General features: G+C 63.7%; 18 protein-coding genes and 1 riboswitch. Of the genes, 14 read left to right on the top strand and 4 right to left on the bottom strand.

All coding sequences use genetic code 11. The annotated features are described in order from the left end of the window. Nucleotides 1-253 precede the first annotated feature (253 nt). A complete protein-coding gene (locus ACVOK8_RS08060; RefSeq protein WP_481566380.1) occupies nucleotides 254-943 on the top strand; it encodes a DUF3667 domain-containing protein in 690 nt (229 codons plus the stop codon). Nucleotides 944-976: 33 nt separating this feature from the next. Here the strand turns inward: ACVOK8_RS08060 and ACVOK8_RS08055 are convergent, their stop codons facing one another. Together ACVOK8_RS08055 and ettA are read right to left on the bottom strand one after the other, a co-directional pair. Next, on the bottom strand, nucleotides 977-2293 hold the full coding sequence (locus ACVOK8_RS08055) for an NCS2 family permease (protein ID WP_282266305.1): 1317 nt from the start codon (nucleotides 2291-2293) through the stop codon (nucleotides 977-979). 272 nt (nucleotides 2294-2565) lie between these two features. Then, nucleotides 2566-4230 carry an energy-dependent translational throttle protein EttA gene (ettA, locus tag ACVOK8_RS08050; protein ID WP_481566379.1) on the bottom strand — a complete coding sequence of 555 codons (1665 nt, stop codon included), beginning with the start codon at nucleotides 4228-4230 and terminating at the stop codon, nucleotides 2566-2568. Nucleotides 4231-4450: 220 nt separating this feature from the next. Between ettA and ACVOK8_RS08045 the strand changes: the two genes are divergently transcribed. The 6 genes from ACVOK8_RS08045 to ribD all read left to right on the top strand — a co-directional run bounded on the left by ACVOK8_RS08045 (nucleotide 4451) and on the right by ribD (nucleotide 9707). Then, nucleotides 4451-4930: an RcnB family protein gene (locus ACVOK8_RS08045; protein WP_481566378.1), complete on the top strand. Its 480-nt coding sequence runs from the start codon at nucleotides 4451-4453 to the stop codon at nucleotides 4928-4930. 158 nt (nucleotides 4931-5088) lie between these two features. Further along, nucleotides 5089-6342: a serine hydroxymethyltransferase gene (gene glyA / locus ACVOK8_RS08040; protein ID WP_481566377.1), complete on the top strand. Its 1254-nt coding sequence runs from the start codon at nucleotides 5089-5091 to the stop codon at nucleotides 6340-6342. Between the two features lie 155 nt (nucleotides 6343-6497). Next, nucleotides 6498-7031, top strand: coding sequence for a transcriptional regulator NrdR (gene nrdR / locus ACVOK8_RS08035; protein WP_481566376.1), 534 nt, complete (start codon nucleotides 6498-6500; stop codon nucleotides 7029-7031). A 33-nt stretch (nucleotides 7032-7064) separates the two neighbouring features. Then, nucleotides 7065-8003, top strand: coding sequence for a hypothetical protein (locus tag ACVOK8_RS08030; RefSeq protein ID WP_481566375.1), 939 nt, complete (start codon nucleotides 7065-7067; stop codon nucleotides 8001-8003). Between the two features lie 48 nt (nucleotides 8004-8051). After that, complete coding sequence (locus ACVOK8_RS08025) at nucleotides 8052-8519, top strand: GNAT family N-acetyltransferase (RefSeq protein ID WP_481566374.1); 468 nt, start codon at nucleotides 8052-8054, stop codon at nucleotides 8517-8519. A gap of 99 nt (nucleotides 8520-8618) precedes the next feature. Beyond that, on the top strand, nucleotides 8619-9707 hold the full coding sequence (gene ribD / locus ACVOK8_RS08020; protein WP_481566373.1) for a bifunctional diaminohydroxyphosphoribosylaminopyrimidine deaminase/5-amino-6-(5-phosphoribosylamino)uracil reductase RibD: 1089 nt from the start codon (nucleotides 8619-8621) through the stop codon (nucleotides 9705-9707). Nucleotides 9708-10045: 338 nt separating this feature from the next. Here the strand turns inward: ribD and ACVOK8_RS08015 are convergent, their stop codons facing one another. Both ACVOK8_RS08015 and ACVOK8_RS08010 read right to left on the bottom strand, forming a co-directional pair. Further along, nucleotides 10046-10672: an outer membrane beta-barrel protein gene (locus tag ACVOK8_RS08015; RefSeq protein ID WP_481566372.1), complete on the bottom strand. Its 627-nt coding sequence runs from the start codon at nucleotides 10670-10672 to the stop codon at nucleotides 10046-10048. A 328-nt stretch (nucleotides 10673-11000) separates the two neighbouring features. Next, nucleotides 11001-11189, bottom strand: coding sequence for a hypothetical protein (locus tag ACVOK8_RS08010; protein WP_481566371.1), 189 nt, complete (start codon nucleotides 11187-11189; stop codon nucleotides 11001-11003). Between the two features lie 115 nt (nucleotides 11190-11304). After that, a riboswitch (FMN riboswitch) is annotated at nucleotides 11305-11489 on the top strand. A gap of 79 nt (nucleotides 11490-11568) precedes the next feature. Between ACVOK8_RS08010 and ACVOK8_RS08005 the strand changes: the two genes are divergently transcribed. From ACVOK8_RS08005 to ACVOK8_RS07975, 7 genes are all read left to right on the top strand, one after another. Next, nucleotides 11569-12171, top strand: a complete 603-nt coding sequence (locus tag ACVOK8_RS08005) for a riboflavin synthase (protein ID WP_481517170.1) — start codon at nucleotides 11569-11571, stop codon at nucleotides 12169-12171. Beyond that, entirely contained in the window at nucleotides 12168-13268 is a 1101-nt protein-coding gene (ribB, locus tag ACVOK8_RS08000; RefSeq protein ID WP_481566370.1) for a 3,4-dihydroxy-2-butanone-4-phosphate synthase, read from the top strand. The genes ACVOK8_RS08005 and ribB overlap by 4 nt, the downstream gene beginning before the upstream one ends. A gap of 112 nt (nucleotides 13269-13380) precedes the next feature. Then, complete coding sequence (ribH, locus tag ACVOK8_RS07995; protein ID WP_481566369.1) at nucleotides 13381-13848, top strand: 6,7-dimethyl-8-ribityllumazine synthase; 468 nt, start codon at nucleotides 13381-13383, stop codon at nucleotides 13846-13848. Further along, nucleotides 13845-14324 carry a transcription antitermination factor NusB gene (gene nusB / locus ACVOK8_RS07990; RefSeq protein ID WP_481517173.1) on the top strand — a complete coding sequence of 160 codons (480 nt, stop codon included), beginning with the start codon at nucleotides 13845-13847 and terminating at the stop codon, nucleotides 14322-14324. The genes ribH and nusB overlap by 4 nt, the downstream gene beginning before the upstream one ends. Nucleotides 14325-14417: 93 nt before the next feature. Then, a complete protein-coding gene (thiL, locus tag ACVOK8_RS07985) occupies nucleotides 14418-15410 on the top strand; it encodes a thiamine-phosphate kinase (RefSeq protein WP_481566368.1) in 993 nt (330 codons plus the stop codon). Nucleotides 15411-15589: 179 nt separating this feature from the next. Then, on the top strand, nucleotides 15590-15988 hold the full coding sequence (locus ACVOK8_RS07980) for a roadblock/LC7 domain-containing protein (RefSeq protein ID WP_282266335.1): 399 nt from the start codon (nucleotides 15590-15592) through the stop codon (nucleotides 15986-15988). Between the two features lie 162 nt (nucleotides 15989-16150). Continuing rightward, nucleotides 16151-16513 (top strand): roadblock/LC7 domain-containing protein, encoded by a 363-nt coding sequence (locus ACVOK8_RS07975; protein ID WP_057627433.1) that lies wholly within the window; start codon nucleotides 16151-16153, stop codon nucleotides 16511-16513. Nucleotides 16514-16645 lie beyond the last annotated feature (132 nt).

The raw sequence follows: 16645 nt of genomic DNA, 5'->3' as shown, positions 1-16645 counted from the left end.
TTCCGCCCGCAGCCTTTGGTGCGAATGCTCGTTGGCGGGCCTTTGCGGGCGGCGAAGCCGCTGTTGGTGTGTTTTGTGCGTTGGGGGCTTCCAGTGGCGATGGCGAAGATTCTCCGCCTCGTTCTAGAATGCTGGCTTGCCATCAAGGGGGCGATGCATGGGGATGCACGTCGACACCAGCTGTATCAATTGCGATCGCGTAGCCGGCGGTCCTGAGCAGAAGTATTGCCCGAACTGTGGGCAGCCAACGCCGGTGCATCGTATTGACTGGCATTTCCTGGGCCATGAACTGGAGCACAGCGTGCTGCATATGGACCGGGGCATCCTGTATTCGCTCAAGCAGTTGATGCTGCAGCCGGGCAAGCTGCTGCGTGACTACATCGAAGGGCGGCGTGGGAACCAGGTCAAGCCGCTGTTGCTGATCACGATGATGGCGGCGGCCGTGGTGTTGTTGAATCGCCTGATTGCCGGCGGCACTATGATGGACACTGGCGTTTCTGAGGCGTTGGCTGCCGGGCAGGCTGTGCCGGCGGAGGTGCTGCGGTTGATGGCGGCATCGCACTCAGTGGCGACTTGGGTCGATTCCCATTTTGCCGCGTTCACATTGATGTTGTTGCCAATTGAAGCGCTGGTGTTCTGGCAGGTGTTCCGTCGCTACAGCCAGTTGAACTATCCCGAATGGCTGGTGATGATCACCCTGCTGACCGTACAGGTGTTCGTGATCTGGTCGGTTCTTGTGTTGCTGCATCGGTGGTTGCCGCACTCACAGGTCATGGCAGCGCTGCTGGGTATGGCTTACAACGCCGTTTCGTTGGTGCAGTTCTTCCGGAATCGACCGGTGTGGTCGACGCTATGGAGAACCGCTGTGTCGTTGGCGGCGTTCTCGTTGATCAGTTCGGCTGCGGTCATGGCTGCTGCGTTGGTCGTGATGCGGGTTGGATGACCCGCTCACGCCAGCGTTGAGCAGGGGACGCAATCACTCCAGCGCATACCTCAGCACAAACAGCCCCGCCACCAGCCACACCGCCGGGTGCACTTCGCGCCAGCGACCGGTACCAGCCTTGAGCGCCGCATAGGCAATGAAGCCGAACGCCAGGCCATTGGCGATGGAGTAGGTGAACGGCATCGCCAGCGCGCACAACGCGGCGGGCACCGATTCGGTCAGGTCGTCCCACTTAACTTCGACCAGCTCGCGCAGCATCAGCCCGGCGACGAACAGCAGTGCCGGTGCGGTGGCATAGGAGGGCACCATCGCCGCCAGCGGCGAGAACAGCAGCGCAGCCAGGAACAGCGCGGCAACCACCAACGCGGTCAGGCCGGTGCGGCCGCCAACCTGCACGCCGGAGGCGCTTTCGGCAAAGGCGGTGGTGGAGCTGGTGCCCAGCAGCGAGCCGGCGACAATTGCGCTGCTGTCGGCCAGCAATGCGCGGCTGAAGCGCTTCTTGCCGTCTTCCAGCTTCAGCAGACCAGCGCGGCCGAGCACGCCGTACAGCGTGCCGGTGGCATCGAATACTTCCACCAGCACGAACACCAGCACCACCTGCAGCAGCACCGCCAGCGGCGCGCCGCCGTCATGGTGCAGCAGACCGGGCAGGTCCAGCTGCAGGAAGGTCGGGGCCAGACTCGGCGGCAACGACACGATGCCTTGGTACTGCACCGAGCCGATTGCCCAGCCAATGCCGGTGACGGCGAGGATGCCGATCAGGATGGCGCCGCGCACCTTGCGTGCTTCGAGAATGGCGATCAGCAGGAAGCCGGCCAGGGCCAGCAGCGGAGGAGCGGTATTGAGGGGCCCGAGCGTGAGCATGGTGTCTTCATTGGCAACGATCACGTTCGACTTCTGCAACGCGATGATGGCCAGGAACAGACCAATGCCGGCGACGATCGCCGAACGCAACGAGGCGGGAATACCGGCCACCAGCCAGGCGCGGATGCCAGTGAGCGACAACACCCAGAACACGATGCCGGAAATGAATACCGCCGCCAGCGCCTGCTGCCAAGGCAGGCCAGCTGCACCGACCACGGTGAAGGCGAAGAACGCATTCAAGCCCATGCCCGGGGCCATGCCGACCGGGTAGTTGGCGGCCAGCGCCATCACTGCCGAGCCGATAGCCGCTGCCAGACAGGTGGCCACGAACACAGCGCCCGGATCCATGCCGGTGGTGCCGAGGATTTCTGGATTGACGAAGACGATGTAGGACATCGTCAGGAAGGTGGTGATACCGGCCAGTACCTCGGTACGGACGCTGGTGCCGTGCTGTTGCAGTTTGAAGATTCGGTCGAGCAGGGACATGGGGGAATTCCGACGAACAGGAGGAGCTGGCTGTTCCTTCTCCCGCATGCGGGAGAAGGTGCCCCGAAGGGGCGGATGAGGGGGAGCTTCATCCGTTTTCCAGCTCTTCAAGCTTTTTTTGACTAAAGCAAGCGATGCTAATTTCCTGCATAGAGCTTGCCCTCACCCCAACCCCTCTCCCGCAGGCGGGAGAGGAGCTCAAACGGCGGTTGCGCGATCTGCGGGCACCGTCAAAAAGCAGACGGCCGCACTGGGCGGCCGTCTGTCGGGTATTACTTCAGCGCCTTGAAACGCAGGCGCTTGGGACCGGCATCGTCGCCGAGGCGACGCTTCTTGTCGTCCTCGTATTCGCGGTAGTTGCCCTGGAAGAATTCGACGTGCGAATCGCCTTCGAAGGCAATGATGTGCGTGGCGATACGATCCAGGAACCAACGGTCATGCGAAATGACGAAGGTGTTGCCCGGGAACTCCAGCAACGCATCTTCCAGTGCACGCAGGGTTTCGATGTCCAGGTCGTTGGACGGTTCGTCGAGCAGCAGCACGTTGCCACCCTGCAGCAGGGTCTTGGCCATGTGCAGGCGGCCACGCTCACCACCGGACAGCGAGCCGACCATCTTCTGCTGGTCCTGGCCCTTGAAGTTGAAGCGGCCGATGTAGGCACGCGACTGGATCTCGACACCGTTGATGTTGAGGATGTCCAGGCCGCCAGCAATTTCCTGGAACACGTTGTGGTTGCCGGTCAGCGCGTCGCGGCTCTGGTCAACGTAGGACAGCTTGACGGTCGGGCCGACCACGATCTCGCCCGAATCCGGCTTTTCCTGACCGGTGATCATCTTGAACAGGGTCGACTTACCAGCACCGTTCGGGCCGATGATGCCGACGATGGCACCCGGCGGGATGATCATCGACAGGTTGTCGAACAGCAGGCGCTCGCCGAACTTCTTGGAGACGTTCTTGAACTCCATCACCGAGTTGCCCAGGCGCTCGCCCGGCGGGATGAAGATTTCATTGGTCTCGTTGCGCTTCTGGTAGTCAACGCTCTGCAGTTCTTCCAGGCGGGCCAGACGGGCCTTGCCCTTGGTGCGGCCACCCTTGGCGTTCTGGCGCGACCACTCCAGTTCCTTCTGGATCGCCTTCTGGCGGGCCTTTTCCTGATTGTCTTCCTGCTTCAGGCGCTCGTCCTTCTGCATCAACCATTCGGTGTAGTTGCCCTTCCACGGAATGCCGCGACCGCGGTCCAGTTCCAGGATCCACTCGGCGGCGTTGTCCAGGAAGTAGCGATCATGGGTGACGGCCACCACGGTGCCGGTGTAGCGTGCAAGGAACTGCTCCAGCCATTCAACCGACTCGGCGTCCAGGTGGTTGGTCGGTTCGTCGAGCAGCAGCATGTCCGGCTTCTGCAGCAGCAGGCGGCACAGTGCCACGCGGCGCTTTTCACCGCCGGACAGGTTGCCGATCACGGCGTCCCACGGCGGCAGGCGCAGTGCGTCGGCGGCCACGTCCAGCTGGTTCTCCAGGGTGTGGGCATCGCCAGCGGCCAGGATGGCTTCCAACCGTTCCTGTTCCTTTGCCAGTGCATCGAAGTCGGCGCCTTCCTCGGCATAGGCGTCGTAGATCTTGTCCAGCGCGGCCTGGGCCTGCAGCACTTCGCCCACGCCTTCCTCGACCGCTTCACGCACGGTCTGGGCCGGGTCCAGGCGCGGTTCCTGCTCCAGGTAGCCGACCTTGATGCCAGCCTGCGGGCGGGCCTCGCCGTCGAAATCGGTGTCCACGCCGGCCATGATCTTCAGCACGGTGGACTTGCCGGCGCCGTTCAGGCCCAGCAGGCCGATCTTGGCACCGGGGAAGAACGACAGCGAGATGTCCTTGATGATCTGCCGCTTGGGCGGGACCACCTTGCTGACGCGGTTCATGGTGTAGATGTATTGCGAGGACATGACGTCTCCGTAGCGCACGCCTGCGCCCGGTCCAGATAAGGACAAGGCCCAAGGCAAAAGGGAATCCCCCATTATAACCGGAACCCCTGCATGGCGGCCGGAGCGGGTGAGGGCGCTTGCTGATTTATGAATGGGAAAGTCCGTAACCGTTTCCAGCCGGAAACTGTTCAGATGAAGTGAGCATTATGGAAACCGTCAACCAACCCAGTGAGGGCCACCCATGAAAATGAACCGCTTTGTTGTCGCTGCGATGACCACCGTATTGGCGTTAGGTGCCACCGCCCCGGCCTTTGCGGCGGGTGACCGTGATGACCACGACCGTGGCCGCCACGGCTGGGATGACCGCGGCAGGGGCCATGATCGCGGCCGTGGCCATGATCGCCATGAGCGGCGGGACGACCGTCGCCACTACGCCAATGGCTACCGTGAGGGTTACCGCGACGCCCGCTACAACGACCGTCGGTACAATGACCGACGCTACTACGCGCCGCCGCGCGTGGCCTACCGCCCCTATGGATTTGAGCGTGGCCACCGCTACAGCAACTACTACGGCGGCCCGGTCTATGTGGTCAACGACTACAACCGTTACCACGTGCGCCGCCCGCCCTACGGCCACCGCTGGATCCGCGATGACCGCGGCAACATGCTGATGGTGGCCATTGCCACCGGCATCATCGCCGACATCGTGTTCAATCATTGAGCCAAGCTGCAGCCGGCTCCCTGGAAGGCGCCCTGTGGGGCGCCTTCTTCGTCTGCGGGCGGTGATGTTGGTTGCAGATGGCACCGACCGCTGCCGGGCCGGGGGGCCAAGGAAGCGCTACAATCGACAGCTCCCTCGCCCCCGTACCAGGAGCTGTGATGTTCCCGCGTGAAGCCCGTATCGAGTCCTACGATCCCGAGTTGGCCAAGGCCATTGCCGATGAGTGCCAGCGTCAGGAAGACCATGTCGAGCTGATTGCCAGCGAGAACTACGCCAGCCCGATGGTGATGGAAGCGCAGGGCAGCCAGCTGACCAACAAGTACGCCGAGGGTTACCCGGGCAAGCGCTACTACGGTGGCTGCGAGTACGTGGACATCGCCGAGAAGCTGGCGCTGGACCGCCTCAAGCAGCTGTTCGGCGCCGATTACGCCAACGTGCAGCCGCACAGCGGCTCGCAGGCTAATCAGGCCGTGTACTTCGCGCTGCTGCAGCCGGGCGACACCATCCTCGGCATGAGCCTGGCCCACGGTGGTCACTTGACCCACGGCGCCAAAGTCAATGCCTCGGGCAAGATCTTCAATGCGATCCAGTACGGCGTGAACGAAGCCGGCCTGATCGACTATGACGAAGTCGAGCGCTTGGCGCTGGAGCACAAGCCGAAGATGGTGGTGGCTGGTTTCTCCGCCTATTCGCAGGTCATCGACTGGGCGCGCTTCCGCGCCATCGCCGACAAGGTCGGTGCCTACCTGTTCGTGGACATGGCGCACGTCGCCGGTCTGGTCGCTGCTGGCGTGTACCCGAGCCCGATCGATCACGCGCACGTGGTCACCTCGACCACCCACAAGACCCTGCGCGGCCCGCGTGGCGGCATCATCATCGCCAAGGGCGCTGGCGAAGAGATCGAGAAGAAGCTGCAGTCGATCGTGTTCCCGGGTATCCAGGGCGGTCCGCTGATGCACGTCATCGCCGCCAAGGCCGTGGCCTTCAAGGAAGCGCTGGAGCCGGAATTCAAGGCTTACCAGCAGCAGGTGGTGAAGAACGCCCAGGCGATGGCCACCACGCTGATCGCGCGCGGCTACAAGATCGTTTCCGGCGGCACCCAGAACCACCTGATGCTGGTCGACATGATCGGCAAGGACGTGTCCGGCAAGGATGCGGAAGCGGCACTTGGCAAGGCGCACATCACCGTCAACAAGAACTCGGTGCCGAATGACCCGCGTTCGCCGTTCGTGACCTCGGGCCTGCGCCTGGGCACCCCGGCCATCACCACCCGCGGTTACGTGGAAGCCGACTGCGTTGCGCTGGCCAACTGGATCGCCGACGTACTGGACGCACCGGCCGATGAAGCCGTCATCGCCCGCGTGCGTGATGCGGTCAGCGAGCAGTGCCGCAAGTACCCGGTTTATGGCTGATCGGCGCCAGGTGTCAGCGGTATTTGACGCCCGTTCCGCCCTGAGCTGACCGCATTACCCCGGGTTGGGCGCTTGCCCCGGCCCGGGGTTTGTTGTATCTGCGTTACAGGTTTTCCACGTCGCATGCGCGGCGCCTGATGTCCAAGGCTTGAAACATGCATTGCCCGTTCTGCCAGCACACCGACACCCGCGTGATCGATTCACGCGTTTCCGAAGATGGCGCCACCATCCGCCGCCGCCGTGGCTGCGAAGCCTGTGGCGAACGTTTCAGCACGCTGGAAACCATCGAGCTCAAGCTGCCGGTCATCGTCAAGAGTGATGGCGGCCGCGAGGCCTTCGATGCGCGCAAGCTGCGGGTAGGCTTCGACCGCGCGCTGCAGAAGCGGCCGGTATCGGAAGAGCGTATCGAGACCGCGGTCCGTGCGGTGGTGCACCAGCTGCGCATGTGTGGCGAGCGCGAGGTGCCGTCGATCAAGGTTGGCGGCTTTGTGATGGACGAACTGCGCAAGCTCGATCATGTCGGCTATGTGCGCTTCGCCTCGGTCTACCGCAGCTTCGAGGATGTGGCCGATTTCCGCGACGAGATCGAAAAGCTCGAGCGCGATCATTCCAGTGACGAGGATCAGTTGCCGTTGTTGGCGCAGGCGCGGGCGGAAGCGGCACGGGCAGGCAAGGGCAGCAAGCGCTGAGCGGTGTGTTGACTCGGTATGGAGGCCGATGCGGTGATGCGATCAATTGGTCAGCAGCTTTCACGCAGTGGACTGGTTGTGGCTGTGTTGTGTGTGGCATTGACTGCGCGGGCACAGGACCAAGGGCAGGAGTTGTCCAAGCTGTTGGATGTGGCTGAGCGCGCCCAGCAGGCTGCGCAGGAGGCCTTCGACGGCGCTTCCACGCCGGATCAAGCTCGGCGCGGGCCGTCTTCCTGTGCGGGCCAGGCTTGCACGCCGCAGGCGTTGGCGGGGCGTTATCGCATCGTCGACGCGGGATTTGTTGGCTCGGTTCTGGAGCTGGGCGATGACGGGAACTATGCATTGCAGTTGGCGATGCCTCCCATGCCGCGCAGCTCGAAGGGGCAATGGTCGCTGGAGGACGGCATGCTGTTGCTGCATCCGCGCGATGAGCTCGCCGACAGCGTGCAGTTGGTGTCGTATGAAGCCGGGTCGGCAGAGCGTGCGCAGATGCAGCAGGTGCTTGCCGACCTGCAACAGGCGCACCCGGACCCAGCGGATCGCAGAGGCCATGTCGAGCTCGATGAGCTGCAGGCGCAACTGGCAGACACGCACGTGGCAGGCAGGCCGCTGTACGTGAATCTGCACGACCCAATGAGCGGTGTGGCCAGCGACGGCGTGCAGGTGGTGTTGGAGCTGGCCCAGGGTGAACTGGCCGCTGAAGGCAAGCTACCGGGGGAAAATACCTATCGTTTTCCGTCACCGGCGCCAGGGCAGGTAGTGACTGGCCTGCGTTTGCACTTCGCTGGCATTGGGGCGTCGCTGCGTTTGCCCCTGCAAACACCGCTGCGGCCCAGCTACCAGGTGCTGTTCGATGCCTGCGCGGTGGGCATGTGCGAATCGGCAACGATGGGGTTGCTGCTGGAGCGCGGCGATGGCGGCGTGCGCTTCGATGGCTTGGGCATTGGCGTGTTCCAGCGTGTGAACGACTAGTTCTTTGAATGTACGGGCCAGCGAGTGTGGCCGTTTGAGTTGAATCCGATGAAGATCATCAACCTGCAGGACCGGCGCGAACTGTTGCCGGTAGTCGCGCTTGCCCATGTGCAGGCCTTCGGCACGCTGTTGCCGGACTGGACGCTGGCCCAGGCCGAAGCCGAACTGCACGCGCAGCAGCGCGATGACATTCCCTGTACGTGGCTGGCCGAAGATGGCAGCGGCTGGCTGGGCTCGGTCAGCCTGTTGCATGACGATCACGAGCAGATCCGTGGCTGGTCACCCTGGTTGGCATCGCTGTATGTAGACCAGGCCGCGCGCGGTAAAGGCGTCGGCGCGGCGTTGGTGGCGCACTGCGTGGTGCAGGCCCGGGCATTGGGCGTGGCCCTGCTGTATCTGTACTGCGAAGCACCGATGGTGGCGTGGTACCGCAGTCTGGGCTGGCGCGTGCATGCCGAGCTGCAACTGGGGCCGTTGGCGATCACGGTGATGGCGGTGGATACCGGACATGCCTGAGATGCACTGAGGCGCCAATGCAGGCATCGCTGCGCATACACTTGCGTACGGACGCTGCCGCACTGAGCAGTGCGCCGCATTCGCAATGAGGTTCCAACGATGAGTCAGTTCACCGCCACCGATCACCTGCTGATGGCCCGCGCGCTGCGCCTGGCCGAGCGTGCCGCCTGGACCACCCGCCCTAATCCGATGGTCGGCTGCGTCATTGCCCACGGCGATGAAGTGGTGGGCGAGGGTTGGCATCAACGTGCTGGCGGCCCGCATGCCGAGGTGTTCGCACTGCGCCAAGCTGGCGAGCAGGCGCGTGGTGCTACCGCCTATGTGACATTGGAGCCCTGCGCGCATTATGGGCGCACGCCGCCGTGCGCGCTGGCCTTGATCGATGCCGGTGTGAGCCGGGTGGTGGCAGCGATGGCCGATCCTTTTCCGGACGTGGATGGCGGCGGCTTCGCGCTGTTGCGGCAGGCCGGTATCACCGTCGAGGTGGGCCTGATGGCCGCACAGGCGCGTGAGCTCAATCGTGGGTTTCTGTCGCGGATCGAACGCGGCCGCCCGTTCGTGCGGGTGAAGCTGGCCGGCAGTCTGGACGGGCGCACGGCAATGGCAAACGGCGAATCCAAGTGGATCACCGGTGAAGCGGCGCGCGCCGATGTGCAGCAATGGCGCGCGCGCGCTGGTGCGATCCTGACCGGCGCGGCCACGGTAGTGGCGGATGATCCCTTGTTGACTGCACGGCCGGACGCGGGCGAGTTTCTGCCGCCGTTGCGGGTGGTGCTGGATGCACGGCTGCGCAGCCTGGCGTGCAAGCGTGTGCGCCACGGCGATGCGCCTACCTTGTATCTACATGATCCGGCGGTGCCGGCGCCGGAATTGGACGGTGCTGAATTTGCCGGTATTCAGACGCAGGAGGACGGTGGGCTTGATCTGGCTGAAGTGATGGCGGTGCTGGCTGCACGCGGTATCAACGAAGTGCACGTGGAAGCCGGGCCCACCTTGTGCGGCGCTTTGTTCAAGGCGGAACTGGTTGACGAACTGCTGCTGTACATGGCGCCGCTGCTGATGGGCGACAGTGCGCGCCCGTTGTTGGCGGGCCTGGGCATAGAGGCCATGGCGCAGGTGCAGAACCTGCAGCTGCTGGAAACGCGGATGTTGGGCCAGGATCTGCGGCTGCTGCTGCGGCCTGCCTGACCGTCATCATGTGGGAGCGGCGTCAGCCGCGAAGCATGTACATCATCAGATGGCATGGGTAGCTGGTATCTCATCAATGCCAGCTTCGCGGCTGATGCCGCTCCCACAAACCTCGGCCGCACTGATCTTGTAGGAGCGGCGTAAGCCGCGAAGCACGTACATCATCAGATGCATGGGCAGCTGGTATCTCATCAATGCCAGCTTCGCGGCTGATGCCGCTCCTACAAACAGCTGTGGCTCCCACAGCTGCCGCAGCCCGGTTGCGCTGGTCGGCGTAATCGAGACAATAAAAACGGGGGCCTTTCGGCCCCCGCTGCATTAAACCCGGTATTGCCAAATCAGAAGCTGGCGCGCAAGCCTGCCGAGTACTGGGCGAAGTCGCCCAGCCACTGGGCTTCCGCAACCACGCCCCAGGTCTTGTTGAACTTGATCTGGCCGCCCAGTACGCCGACGAACTCGGTGTCCATGTCGCTGCCATCGATGGCGCCACCCTTGATCCAGGCTTCAGTGCGTGCCGACGGCTTGCCGCGCAGGCCCAAGGTCACACGACCTGCGTTGGTGTGGTCCTTGTAGGTATCGCTGTACTGGCCATCGTCGCGGACCTCTACTTCGTTGTTCAGGCGCAGCCACGCGATGTCGGCGGTGAAGTCGACGCGATCGCTCATGTTCATGTGGTAACCGGCGCCAAGTTCCGGCAGGCCCAGTTCGTGCTTGAGGCGCACGCCGCCCACTTTGTAGGTCTTGGAGATGCGCGAGTAACCGGCGAACAGGTTGACCTTGTCGGCGATGTCGAACGAGCCGCGCAGGTAGGCGCCGTCCAGATTCGGGTCGTTCAGGAAGTTGTCGTTGATCTGGACCTGGGTCCAGCCAGCTTCGGCGTAGGTGTAGCTCAGCTCGTCGGCAGAGGCGGCAACAGGTGCGGCGGCCAGCATGGCGGCGGCGGCCAGAATCAGGGTCTTGCGCATGAAATCCTCTTCGGTGCGATATCCGTGTCGACCGGCCCGTCGCGGGCCGGGACCGTACGTCATGTAGCGGCGGGCGGAGTCTAACGAAATATTTACACTCAAACAGCCGGGCTGGTGGCCGAAGTTGCAGTCGCGAAGGGCGAGCGTTGATCCGGTTTATGGCGAAGATGGGTGCTGATTTGCTGGCATTGGGAGACGATGGGCCCTTGTATGCCCCCACGGCCGCGGTCCGGGAGCGCTCTCGCAGGGCTCGATTTCCAGAACAATCCTATTATCGCGAAGCCGATTACCACCTAATTTGTGCGCGCTCCGCGATGAGCAATGGCACTCAGAGGTAGTAATCATCTTGAAGCTTGAAAGCTGTTTGTTCCTCTGTGTGGCGGTTCTCTGGTTTGCAGCAGCGGCAATGGCGCAATGGCGCGATCAGCTGATCAACGGGCTGAGCTGCCTGTTTGCCCTGGTCAACGTTGGCACTTTCTTCGGGCGTAAGCGGCAGTAGCTGCACGCGGCTTTCCATGGGGGCAGCGGCTCCAGATACCTGTTCCACCGATGGGAAGCACTTGTTCAGCCCGGCCAAGGCCTTCCCCGGAGTGGCGCTGGTACAATCCCCGGGCCGGTTCGCCGGCACTCACAAACGTCTTCAGGGCGGGGTGCAATTCCCCACCGGCGGTAGGTGCAATGCCCCAAAAAGGGCGCTGCACAAGCCCGCGAGCGCTCCGGCAAGGCCCGCACAGCAGTGCGCTCGCCCGGTTGGAGGTCAGCAGATCCGGTCAGATGCCGGAGCCGACGGTCATAGTCCGGATGAAAGAAGACGGTGTTTCGGGCCCCTTGCGGGGTCCGTGCGCCTGTTTGCCTTGCGGCGTTTTTCGCTCATCTATTATTTGCGGAGAACGTTAGTGTTCACTGGAATCATCGAAGGCGTCGGCCGTCTGGCCGCACGCGAACCCATCGGCGGCGATGTCCGCTTTACCTTCGCCGTCGGCAGCCTGCCGTTCGAGCAGGTGCAGATGGGAGAAAGCATCGCCGTCAACGGCGTCTGCCTGACCGTCATCGACTTCGACGGCAGCAGCTTCAAGGCCGATGCCTCAACCGAAACCCTGGACCTGACCACGCTTGGTGGCCTGGCCGAAGGTGCCGTGATCAATCTTGAGCGCGCGATGCGCCCGACCGACCGCCTCGGCGGCCATCTGGTCAGCGGCCATGTCGATGGCCTCGGCAAGGTGCTGTCCATCCACGAGGATGCACGGGCCTTGCGCTGGCGCTTCGCCGCGCCCAAGCCGCTGCTCAAGTACATCGCCAAGAAGGGCTCGATCTGCGTGGACGGCGTCAGCCTCACCGTCAACGAAGCCGACGACGAAGGCTTTGAAGTCGCGCTGATCCCGCACACCGTCGCCAACACCGCTTTCTCCGCCACTGGCGTGGGCAGCGCGGTGAATCTGGAAATCGATCTGGTCGCCCGCTATGTCGAGCGCCTGCTGGGCCAAGGAGCCGCACAATGAATTTCGCCCCCGTTCCCGAACTGCTGGAAGAGATCCGCGCCGGTCGCATGGTGGTCATCGTCGATGACGAGGACCGCGAGAACGAAGGCGACCTGATCATGGCTGCCGAGCTGGTCAAGGCGTCGGACATCAACTTCATGGTCACCCACGGCCGCGGCCTGGTCTGCCTGCCGCTGACCCGTACCCGCGCGGCCGACCTCGGCCTGGCGCCGATGGTGCAGGCCAATACCGCCCAGTTCCAGACCAACTTCACGGTCAGCATCGAAGCCGCCGAAGGTGTGACCACCGGCATCTCCGCGCATGACCGGGCCCACACCATCCGCACCGCGGTGAAGGCCAATGCCAAGCCGTCCGACCTGCACCAGCCGGGCCATATCTTCCCGCTGATCGCCCAGCCGGGTGGCGTGCTGACCCGTGCCGGCCACACCGAAGCCGGTGTCGACTTGGCCATGTTGGCCGGGCTGGAACCGGCTGGCGTGCTGGTGGAGATCCTCAACCCCGATGGCAGCATGGCGCGCCGCCCGGAGCTTGAGGTGTTCGCTCGCGAGCACGGTTTGAAGATGGGCTCCATTGCTGACCTGATCGCCTATCGCCTGGCTACCGAGCACACCGTCGAGCGCGTGGATGAGCGCGAGATCGATACCGAGTTCGGTGCCTTCAAGCTGGTCACCTACCGCGACCGCATCGCCAATGACCTGCATTTCGCCCTGGTCCGCGGTAACCCGGACAAGGGCACGCCGACCCTGGTGCGGGTGCAGGTGGAGAACCCACTGGCCGACCTGCTGCATTGGCGCCGGGATGACTTCGGCGTGGCCAATACCGATGCGCTGCGCGCCATCGACGCCGCCGGTACCGGCGTGATGGTGGTGCTGTCGGCACCGCGTGACACCAATTCGCTGTTGGCCCGCCTGCGTCAGCAGCCGGCGCCGGTCATCCCGGGCAAGGACAAGGATGTGGGCCAATGGCGCCGCAACGGTGCCGGCGCACAGATCCTGTCGGACCTGGGCCTGGGCAAGCTGCGTGTGCTCGGTACCCCGCGCCGGCAGATCGGGCTGGCCGGTTACGGGCTGGAAATCGTCGAAACCGTGCAGCCCTGAGCCATCGGCCTGACCTGGAAGCCCGGCTGGACCGGGCTTGCAGCCGCTTTCCGCGTCGCGGGTTAAGCCCCCGCACGTTAGACTTACCCACCTTTTGGAACCCCACGCCCCCATGAGCCACTACGAAGGCGACCTCCGCCCGGCCGGTTCGGCCCGTTTTGCCATCATCGCCAGCCGCTGGAATGCCCGCATCACCGACGCCTTGGTGACCGGTGCGCGGCAGAGCCTGGCCGGTAATGGCGTTGGCGAAGACGCCATCGACGTGGTGCGTGTACCCGGGGCTTGGGAAATTCCGCTGGTTGCAGCGCGCTTGGCTGCGGCCGGGCACCACGCTGCAATCATCACCCTCGGCTGCGTGATCCGTGGCGATACCCGCCATTACGAGCACGTTGCCGACCGTTGTGCCGAAGGCCTGATGCGCGCCCAGCTCGATTTCGGCGTGCCGGTGCTCAATGGTGTGCTGGCGGTGGAGCGGGTGGAAGATGCCGAGGCCCGCGCAGGCGGCAGCCACGGCAACAAGGGTGAGGAAGCCGCATTGTCGGCATTGGAAATGGTCAATCTTCTGGAACAGCTGCCATGAACAACAAGAACAACGGCAAGCCTGCCGGAAAGCCGGTCCGTCGTGACGGCATCGATCCGGTGCTGCGCTCGCGCGCGCGCCGCCGTGCCCTACAGGCCATCTACGCCTGGCAGATCTCCGGCGGCAACGCCGAGTCGCTGCTGGCCCAGTTCGCCCACGAACAGGCCCACGAAATTGCCGACCTGGTGTATTTCGAAAGCCTGCTGCGCGGCGTGCTGGACAACCGCCGCGACCTGGACGAGGCGCTGGCGCCGTTCGTCGACCGCGCGGTTGAAGAAGTGGACGCCATCGAACGTGCCGTGCTGCGCGTGGCCGCCTATGAGCTGCGTTACCGCCAGGACGTGCCGTACCGCGTGGTGATCAATGAGGCCATCGAAACCGCCAAGCGTTTTGGTTCCGAGCACGGCCATACCTACGTCAATGGCGTGCTCGACCGTGCCGCGCTAGAGTGGCGCAAGACTGAATCCAACCAATAACCGACGGCGGCGGTTTCGCCACCGATGGGGTTTGCTACAGCGCCGGGCCGGCATCATCGGCACCGGCGTTGTTGTTTTTAAGGGAGCGCGATCATGAGCCTTGACGAGTTTGGACTGATCGAGCGGATCCGTAGTCGTACTGCCGCGCGCGCTGACATCGTGCTCGGCATTGGTGACGATGCGGCCTTGCTGCAGCCGGCGCCCGGCCAGCAACTGGTGGTGACCACCGATACGCTCAACGTAGGCGTGCACTTTCCGGCGGAAACCCCGCCTGCCGATATCGGCTGGAAAGCACTGGCGGTGAATCTGTCCGATCTGGCCGCAATGGGCGCGCAGCCAGCCTGGTGCAGCCTGTCGCTGTCACTGCCCGATGCCGATCCGGACTGGGTCGATCAATTCGCTGAAGGCTTCTTCCAGCTGGCCGATCTGCACGGCATCGCCCTGATCGGTGGCGATACCACACGTGGCCCGCTGTCGATCTCGATCACCGCGATGGGCCAGGCAGCAGCGGGGCAGGCGTTGCGCCGCGATGGTGCCCAGCCCGGCGATGACATATGGGTCAGTGGTGTGCCGGGTGAGGCTGGCCTTGCCTTGGCGTTGTGGCAGCAGCAGACTTTGGATGTAGGCCGGATTGCGGGCGATGCAGCGCTGGAGCACCTACGCCAGCGCCTGGCGCGGCCAACGCCACGGGTTGAACTGGGCCGTGCTTTGCGGGGTGTAGCGAGTGCTGCGGTTGATATATCCGATGGTCTGCTCGCGGATCTGGGCCACATCTGCGCACGCAGCGGGGTTGCCGCCGATGTGCTTGAACACGCATTGCCGGCCTCGTCGGCGGCTGCGCTGGCGGGCTTGTCCGAGGCGTTCATGGCGTTGCGTGCCAGTGCCGGGGACGACTATGAGTTGTGCTTCACCGCGCCGCCGGGGCAGCGGCAGGCGTTGCGCGAAACCATGGCATCCGTAGCAGTTCCGCTTACCCGTATTGGCTATATTCGAGCCGGGACAGGGGTACAGGTGATCAACCAGGAGGGTGCTGTGCTGGTGGCATCAAGGCAGGGCTACAACCACTTTTCAGGCATCGGGGAATAGGGGAGCCCCGTAATCAGTAAGACTGATTTCTGTGTTCACGCGGCGTCCACGTATTCATATTTACCATCTCGTTCGTGATGGAAGTCGCGGTTTGATGCAATCGAGAGTCTGCATCCGGCGACGGCAAACAGGGGGAAGTGGCGGTGGAAACAGCAACGTTGGAAAAAGTGAGGGCGAAGATGAGTGATGTAGGCACGCCCTCGGTCACGGTGGACAGCCGTGCCTTGGAAACAGCACTCGATACCGTCATTGAACGCAACGTTGGCATTTCCATGCTGCTGGTCTCCACGGCCGATGGCCGTGCGATCGCTCACCGTTCGTTGAACAAGCTCGATCCACGGCGCTTGTCGGCGATGAGCAATTCCTTCTTGACGCTTGGGGAAACCTTGTCGCGCGAGCTCGGCCTGACAGCGGCCGACTACGTGACCATGTCCACCTCACAGGGCAGCATGGTGCTGGTACGCGTTGCTGCGGACCGGCCCTATACGCTGGCCGCGCTCGGCCATGCCGATACCTCCCTTGCCATCCTGCTGTACGCCGCTCGCGATGCTGCGGCGCGGATCAAGGTGTTGCTGTAACTCTCTTGTTGTAAATCATCGGTGCTGCAGCTTGCCTGGCATGCCAGGGAGGCGGCGCGGGTGAACGGGTTTGAGTACGAAAACTGATGCGATGCCGGTGCTGCACAGCGGCCTGGTCGCATTCAACACTTAGACAACAATCGATCAGGAATGGAGAATCACATGGCTGGAAACGTCAAGCTGGACAAGCTGAATGAAATCGCTGGTTTCGTCGGTGCTGCACTGGTCGACAGCGACAGCGGCATGGCCTTGGGCATGCTGGGTGGTGGTCCGATCAATCTGGAAGTTGCCGCCGCAGGCAACACCGAAGTAGTGCGCGCCAAGCGCCGCGTTGCCGCCTCGCTCGGCATCACCGACGCGATCGAAGACATCCTGATCACCCTGACCAAGCAATACCACCTGATCCGTCCGCTGGAAAGCAATGCGGACCTGTTCCTGTACGTGGTGCTGGACCGTTCACGCGCCAACCTGGCGCTGGCACGTCACGAGCTGAAGTCGTTCGAACAGACGCTCGATTTCAAGTGATGCAGTGACGTGGGGGGGCGCGGGGCGAGGGGAGCGTACCCCCAGGGGCGCGGCGGCCCACCCACGGGGCTGTGCACGGCGGTAGACCAGCCCCCCCACGAACGGGCGGGCGGTTGGGGAGGGCGCCGGGGG

Source organism: Stenotrophomonas sp. STEN083 (genome assembly GCF_056759195.1).
Note: the sequence above shows the minus strand (reverse complement) of the source record. Positions and strands in the feature narration are given on the sequence as shown.